Origin of the sequence: Streptosporangium sp. NPDC002721 (assembly GCF_042888905.1) — a bacterium.
In the GTDB taxonomy this organism is placed as follows: Bacteria; Actinomycetota; Actinomycetes; order Streptosporangiales; family Streptosporangiaceae; genus Streptosporangium.
Genome location: NZ_JBIAQI010000040.1, coordinates 68,539 through 75,787, shown reverse-complemented (window position 1 = coordinate 75,787; position 7,249 = coordinate 68,539). Strand labels below are relative to the sequence as shown.

Genomic DNA, 7,249 nt, shown 5'->3' with positions numbered 1-7,249 from the left:
GGCAGCACGATAGAACAGCATCCGAAGCCCCTGGTTGCGACGGTGTGGATTGTGGTGATCAACCCGTCTACCAGGGGTTTCTCTATGTCGTCAGGCGAACGTCAACCTTGCGATCACGCTGTGACCAGCAGCCTGCTGCCAAGGGATGAAAAACGTTCACTGATTCCCGACCGCGTTTGCGTGTGGGGAGAACGAAGGCCGGATCGAACACCCCAGGACCGGTGCCGGTGGAGGTAATGGTGTACTCGTGCCGGGCGGAGGACACTTCGCTGTACGTCCGGGGGCTGTAGCCAGTCATCAGCCATTTTTGCTCTTGCAGCAACTGTCCCTGCAGTACAAGGGCGTCGGTCGTGGTGCCACCCTCGAAATTGGCCACCGTGCCGCCGAGTCCTCGCAGGTAGGTCTGGGTGGTAACCGTGTATTGCGATGGATCGGTGCCCGTACCCTCAAGGATGCGTACGGTGCCATAGCCGCGCCAATCAGTGGATGGAGGCGCGTAGAAGGGATTGGCGTACACAATTGGTGAGGCCCATCCAGTGGGCCCTACGTACTCATATGCAGTGACCATGTCCGGAGACCCCGCGACCAAGTCGCGTTCGGTCACGGATTTGACCAGCTGCTTGAAATAGACCGTCCAGGCGGTGTTACCGGGAATGCTTTGATTAATCTTGTAACAGTCGCCGGTGGTATCGGCGAAGTAGTTGGTACCGTCTCGTCCCTTGCCGCCCGAGCACGGATCGGCCTGCTCATATGTGACGTTGACCCGGCCGCCAAGACCATTGCCGATCGATCCGATCCTGGGCACCATTCGCCACGACAGGAAGCTTGTCCAGTCGGACATGTCGTCGTAGACCATCTTGCCCGCGAGCATCACCGCGTCGAAATCGGTGGGCGGTAATTTGATCGAGGGTGAGCCATCGGTCGAGGTCAGACCCGTCTGCTGAACGGTGTCGAGCCACAACAAGGGGTCGTAAGGTCCTACCTCAGGAAAGTCCGTGCGGGTGTATATCCATGTCTGGGTGTAGTCATAGCGATTTACTGAACTCCAAGAACTGGTTGTAGGATTTCGGGACTCTGTAAGGATTGAGCTGAGTTTCCGAGTTGAGAAGAATGCGATCGCACTGTTTCCGCAGCCGCTAAAGACGTTACAGCGCAGATCGGTGGGCACGTCCACCGTGCCTCGGTCAACCGTGGTGAGTGTCATCCGCGCTGTGGGAACGCTGCCAGCGACTTGGGTGTTGTGACCCCAAGCCACCTGGGACAGGAACCCACCCCGATCGTAGGACTGCGGATAAACCGCATCGTCAAAACAAGACGGATAACAGAGATGGTTTGTCTCGCGGTTGTAGCTGTAGTCGATGATGTTCTCGTTGCGGTCGATCTCCTGGTCCAGATTCCACCGCCACACCCCCGCGCAAGTTGGCGGGGAGAAGTCGGCCCAGTAGCGGTCGGAGCAGGGCTCGCCGAAGTTGTTCCCCACGTAGGGCACCTGCCAGGACGCGTCTCTGGTGTACCCGAACCGATAGATCGTGCCGTCGGAGGAGGTCAATCGCCAGTAGTCCTGGCCGCTGGCCGCACCCGTCAGCGATTCGATCTTCCATCCGAGATCCGGGACGGTCTTGTACAGACCCGAAGTGCGATCCTTGACGATCTGCGCGGATTTGCCATCCACGTGTAGCAGCAGCTCAGACTGGGTGAGGTCGTTGGTGGAAGAGTCACCGTCGTTGAGGTCGGGAGATTCCCAACAGACGTGGTCGCCGCCGTCGGCGGTCTCCGCAACCCAGACCTGGTTGCCCTCTGTGCCGTAGTAGTAGTACACGTCACAGCGACGGTAGCGTCGCTCGATGAAGCCGGTGTTCAACTCCCAGCCTGCGCCCACCACTCCAGACTGGTTGTTCGTCCAGGAGCCCTGCCCATCGATGGATGAGGCGTCATAAGTAAAGGCGAGGTCCGGGCCGTTTCCGGCAGGTGCAGGCGGTTCGGCGATTGGTAGATCGTAGGTGAACACTCCACCCGATGCGCCGGCCTGCCAGGCGCCAGACGGCTTGAGGTCTGTTGCCGTGAAACTGCCGTCTTGGCTGTTCGGGCCTGCCGCGAGCAGGTACACGACGTTGCTGTTCTGCGCCGCACCGGATTTCGTGCTCGTCGATGCGGCGACCTTCTCCGTGCCGTTCGCGGGGTTGTTCGGCTGTATGGGCAACGCCGGAGTGGCATCCGAGGTTGTCGGAGGTGGCGTCGCCGTCACATCTGCGGTAAGCGTGCCAGAGTTGATGTCATTGACGGCTTTGACTGGCCGGGGCCGTACGACGCAACTCTTGGGACGTGGTGTCTCCAGTACACACGCTGGGAGCGTGATGAGTTCGAGACGGCCTGCGAAGTTGCCGCTGAAGGCATCCCGGAAGCCTGCGTAGGAGAACTGTGCGCGGATCGTGCCCGGTTCGGGGATCCCATCTCCTCTGCTGAATCGAACGCCTAGACCGACTCCACCGATTGCACGAACGGTTTCAGGAGAAAGCGTCTCGACCTTGACCTTTTCGACGCGACTGGTTCTCGCGCTGGTTCCCTCACCCGCAGGTTCGCCAACACGAATCGGAAGATCCTTTACGGCGGTTAGTTCGTCGGCTTTTACTGGTATCCCGATCTCGGCCCGGCCAGGGGTCGGCCACACCGGGTCGCGGTGCCGGGGCTTCGGCTGGTTGGACTCGGCACCCGCAGGCACTTTTACCGGGGGGACTGGGCGGCTTTTGACCGACTGTTCGTTTTCTGTTTGAAGCGTCGCGGCTGCGACAGGCCGTGCGAGATCGCCAGGAACGCCAATATCGGCGATCAAGACCGCTGCGCAAATCCAGACCGAAATGTTCGCGATCCAGAACCGTCTGCGCCAGATCCGCATTCGAACTCCCATCAGGGCGCGCTGACGCAGAGCCCGCTAAGGGCCCGTATCAGCGGAAACAGCTTCGAGCGAACTCAGTTATCGTCAGCGGCCTTGAGAGAAGATGCAAGATCGCATGAGAGTGATCAGCTGACGGCCCTAAGTGATGTCGGCGCAAATGATGAGTAAGGACTGTGCAGGTCACTCTGGAAGTCCGACGAGGTGTAAGACTTTGACGACTCACTCAAAAATTGCTGTGTGACTTTTTTCACTGCGGTATGTGTTGTGTAAAACCAAATTGCACTATCGGTATTGGTGATATCGCATAGCGTGCAGCGAAGGATCCTCTCGATCTGGACCTTGGGATACCGGTACTACATCGGTAGATCTTTGAGGCGTTCGTCAGCGTGGCTGCGGGTGTATCGGCGATGGTCTGCGAGTGACCTTGTGCCTCACTTACGATCTCGTCGTGTCATGGGATACCGAGCTCACGGCGGTGACCTCGAGGATCGCTGATCGGCTGTTCAAGCGGCCCGAGCCGAAGGCGACCTTCGGCGACCTGGTCCGCGGGCTGCTGGCCGATGTGCCGCGTAAGAACTCCTGGCAGTTGGCCGACCATGTCGGGCATCCGACTGCCAATCTGATCGAGTGGCTGCCGGCACGGGCCAAGTGGGACGCTGATGCGCTCTGCGATGACGTGCGCGCCTACGTCGTAGAGCATTTGGGGAGTACCGATGGGGTGCTGATCGCCGATGACACGCAAGCGATCAAGAAGGGTGACCGGTCGGTCGGAGTGGCCCGTCAGTATTGCGGGTTGACCGGCCAGGTCGAGAACTGCCAGGTGATGCCGATGCTCACCTACGCCTCCGCAGTCGGGCATGCGTTTATCAACCGGCGGCTCTACCTGCCCGAAAAATGGGCCGGTGACGCGGAACGGCGCAAGGTGGCGGGCGTGCCGGAGCGAGTGACGTTCGCGACCAGGCCTCAGCAGGTGATCGACATGCTGGAGGAGGAACGGCGGGCGGGCACACTGTTTCGCTATCTGGCCGCCGACTCCGGCTACGGCCGTGATCCGGGCCTGCGCGCCTACTGCCATACCCATCAGATCGGCTATGTGATGGCCGTTGCGGTGGATCTGCCGCTGCTGGACGTGCGCGGCGGTGGCGAGCCGGCCGGGCATGTGCTGGACCGGCTGCTGGCTCATGCCGGCCCGGGGCTGTGGGAGCGCCGCTCATGCGGCGAGGGCACCAAGGGTCGACGCGCCTATGACTGGGCGGCGGTCGCAGTGGCCTTGGCGGGGCAGTTTCCGTCCGACGGTCACGCGCATACCTTGCTGATCCGCCGGAGCGTCACCGATCCCGACGACGTCGAGTTCTTCTTATCCCATGCCCTGACCGGCACGCCGGTCACCGAACTCATCACCGTCGCCGGGCTGCGCTGGAAGATCGAGGAGAACAACGAGACCGGCAAGGACCTGCTCGGCCTGACCGACTACCGGATTCGCAAGTGGGACGGCTGGCACCGCCATGTCACCACGGCCATGCTCGCCTTGGCCTTCCTCGCCGTCAGCCGCGCTGACCTGGATGACCAAACCATCCCCGAGCCGGTGCCGCTCGCTGCCGATCAGGGAAAAGACCCACGACATCGGGAGAGTCTCAGCTGACTCCAAGCCTGCTGATCCGGCCATCCACGGCCGGGATTCGCCGCGTCTTCGCCCGCCTCATCGTGCCTGCCACCAGCGCTGTCGAGCATGTCCTGTCCCGGTCCGGATTCCGGCAAGCCCATCAAACCCGCGCGCTGATCAGCCACTACCGCCGACGAGGCGACCCGCTACCAAGCGATCTACGAATGTAGTACCGGGAAGCGAGGTGAATTCTCCCCGCCGGCCTTCGCCACGGCCAGGGCACGTTGGAACCGGTCACCTGGGATGCGGTTGGCACCGGTCTTCTGACCGGGTCGTCTTACCGATAACTGGTAACTCCGGTACCCGGACCCGGTCGTGAGGCCGGGCGTCGCATGTGGTGCCCGGCCTTCGCATGTCCGGGTCCTCGTCCCGCTGAGGCGATCGTCGTCCTCGAAGGCATCGAAGCGGAGCACCAAGCTGGATGAGCCCGTTATGTCGGTGGGTACTGCGAGCATGACCGGATGATCGCGACCTCCGATGACTACTCCTGGTTCTCCCGCGAACGCTTCCCCGAGTTGGCGAATGCCTACTGCCTCACCTACGTCCGCGGCTTGACGCCCGAAGAAGTGGTGACCCGGCTCGGCGTCCGGGGCGAGGACTGTTCTCAGATGACGCTTGACGAGCTGATCTGGTATTCCGGCCTCAACTTTCACGAGCAGCAGTCCTTCGGCGCCGTCGCCGTCGGAGACTGGACGCTCCTCGTCGAGGTCAACGGCTTGCTCGGCACCACCGAAGAGGTCATCCTGCCGCTGTCTGCGGGCACCCGCCTCGTCTCCCAGTTCTACCTTGAGGTCAAGGGGATGGACTACTTCCACTGGGTCGACGACGGGAAGATCCGGTTCGAGTTCGCTTACCAGGAGGGCTATTCCCACTGGGTCGAGGACGGAGAGATGCGGCTCCTGTTCCCGGACGAGGAGAACTACTCGAAGGAGATGCCGGACGAACTCGCGGAGACCTTGGATCGGATCAGCGGCGCCGACCCTCACGAAGGACCGGCGTTCGTCCTGGCCGAGAGCCTCACCGGGATCACAATGACGCCGCAGTTGCTGGAGGGGTCCATCTACCTGTGCGGAGGCGTTCCCAGACGGACATGAGCGGGACCCCTGCGAAGGGGAGGCGCCGAACCGGACTGGGAAACATGCCGACGTCGTGCTGTGACCGAGAGTTGTCCACCTACTTTCCGGACAGGTCGAGTATCAAGGCGTCACTGGCTCTGGCATCGGGCGCGGACCGTACGACGCCCGCCGTCCGCCACCCCCAGCGCTGGTACATGGCGTGGGCGGGAGCGTCCGGACTGGCCAGCAGCGTTGCGTACGGCGTGTCCTGCCGGGCCAGCAGCGTCTCCAGGAGCTGTCGGCCGATGCCCCGTCGCCGGTAATCCTTGCGGACGTCCAGCTCGATCACCGCGAACTTCGGCGAGTCCGTCAACTCGGCGGGTGCGGGAGCGGCCTCCCCTCCCCACCACCGATCCGCCCCGAACGCGAGGCCGAAGGAGAATCCCACGAGCTCCGACCCGTCTCGCGCCGACACCAGGGCGAAGCTGTCATTCTTCACCTGCCTGCCCGTGCGCTCAAGGAATCGCTCACGGCTGTGGAGCGGCCCGGACAGATAAGGGGGCTCGGCGTAATTCTCCAGATACAGGTGGACGTACTCATCGCCGAGCACCTCGGCGGCACCCTCGCCGGTCAGGTACTGATATTCGATGTCGGTCACGTGTCCTTCCCCGCTGCCGTCAGGGCGAGGTATTCCCGGTATTCCGTAATGGCGCGTTGTGCCTTGTGTCCCGCAGGCGCGGCGTCGGCCACACCGTGAGCGACATGGAGCACGAACTGCGTCATACGCGAAGGTTCGATGCTTTTCACGATTGTGATGGCACAGTTCAGTCCGTCGGTGACATCTCCCTCGCGTACCGCCGACGCTGCCTGATGCAGGCGGATCTGGGCTGCTTGCCGATTGCGCCCCGCGGGGTAGGAGTCGAGCGCTTCCCGCTGCGCGGCAGGTGCGGACGGGGCGCCGATCAGGGTCAGGACGAGGGACCGGGCGTGCAGCAGCCGAGACTCCGACCAGCCCTCGGCGGACATGGTGTTACCGGTGACGCTGTCGGGGAGCATGGCGAAAACCTTGACCTGTTCGGCCAGGTTGGCGTACGCACCGGCGTGATCCCCCATGAGGGCCAGCGCGTGGGCGCGGGAGCCCAGGGCGGTCACCGCGGCACGACCCGGACGATCAGCGGTGAGGTCCAAGGCCGTTTTCGTGCGTGACAGCACCACATTCAATGGGCGGTGCTCATAGAGGGCCTGAATCGCCTCGAACGCGTACGCGGCGGCGATGAACTCAGGATCACCGGCCTGAGTGGCCGCCCTGCGTGCTGATCCCCACCAGTGTCTCGACCCGCGACGGTCCCCAGCCGATCCCAGCGTGTACGCGAGGAGGAATGTCAGCCGGGCGTTCACGCGTGCCCAGCCCACTGCTTCTTGGCTGGGGAGGGACGGCAGGGTCTGCTGGAGGGTCAGGAGATCCACGGACAGGTCGCGAATCACTTCGGCCAAGGGTCGCGAGACGATCCCGTGGGCGTGCTCCCATGTGATTTCTTCCCACATGTCCAGGTCGGGTCCACCGAGTCGCTGGTCGACGATGGTGCGCAACTGCTCCAACCCCGGGATCAGAGAAGACACGCTCATTCCTGCGGCGCT

At 62.8% G+C, this 7,249-nt stretch carries 5 protein-coding genes; 2 read left to right on the top strand and 3 right to left on the bottom strand.

The genetic code is table 11. The features are described 5' to 3' along the window. Window positions 1-82: 82 nt before the first annotated feature. Window positions 83-2,893, bottom strand: a complete 2,811-nt coding sequence (locus ACFYWM_RS40035; RefSeq protein WP_389925581.1) for a SpvB/TcaC N-terminal domain-containing protein — start codon at window positions 2,891-2,893, stop codon at window positions 83-85. Window positions 2,894-3,341: 448 nt separating this feature from the next. On the opposite strand from ACFYWM_RS40035, the gene ACFYWM_RS40030 reads away from it, so the two are divergent. Continuing rightward, window positions 3,342-4,535 carry an IS701 family transposase gene (locus ACFYWM_RS40030; RefSeq protein WP_389925578.1) on the top strand — a complete coding sequence of 398 codons (1,194 nt, stop codon included), beginning with the start codon at window positions 3,342-3,344 and terminating at the stop codon, window positions 4,533-4,535. 482 nt (window positions 4,536-5,017) lie between these two features. Beyond that, complete coding sequence (locus tag ACFYWM_RS40025) at window positions 5,018-5,650, top strand: DUF6461 domain-containing protein (protein WP_389925575.1); 633 nt, start codon at window positions 5,018-5,020, stop codon at window positions 5,648-5,650. A 79-nt stretch (window positions 5,651-5,729) separates the two neighbouring features. On the opposite strand, the gene ACFYWM_RS40020 is transcribed toward ACFYWM_RS40025, so the two are convergent. Beyond that, window positions 5,730-6,269, bottom strand: a complete 540-nt coding sequence (locus ACFYWM_RS40020) for a GNAT family N-acetyltransferase (protein ID WP_389925572.1) — start codon at window positions 6,267-6,269, stop codon at window positions 5,730-5,732. Further along, complete coding sequence (locus tag ACFYWM_RS40015; RefSeq protein WP_389925587.1) at window positions 6,266-7,231, bottom strand: hypothetical protein; 966 nt, start codon at window positions 7,229-7,231, stop codon at window positions 6,266-6,268. Before ACFYWM_RS40015 ends, ACFYWM_RS40020 begins: the two co-directional genes overlap by 4 nt. Window positions 7,232-7,249: the final 18 nt, after the last annotated feature.

What these genes read in the sequence shown, in the direction of transcription:
- ACFYWM_RS40035 (WP_389925581.1), bottom strand. Translation starts at nt 2,893, where the DNA reads ATGCGGATCTGGCGCAGACGGTTCTGGATCGCGAACATTTCGGTCTGG.
- ACFYWM_RS40025 (WP_389925575.1), top strand. Translation starts at nt 5,018, where the DNA reads ATGATCGCGACCTCCGATGACTACTCCTGGTTCTCCCGCGAACGCTTC.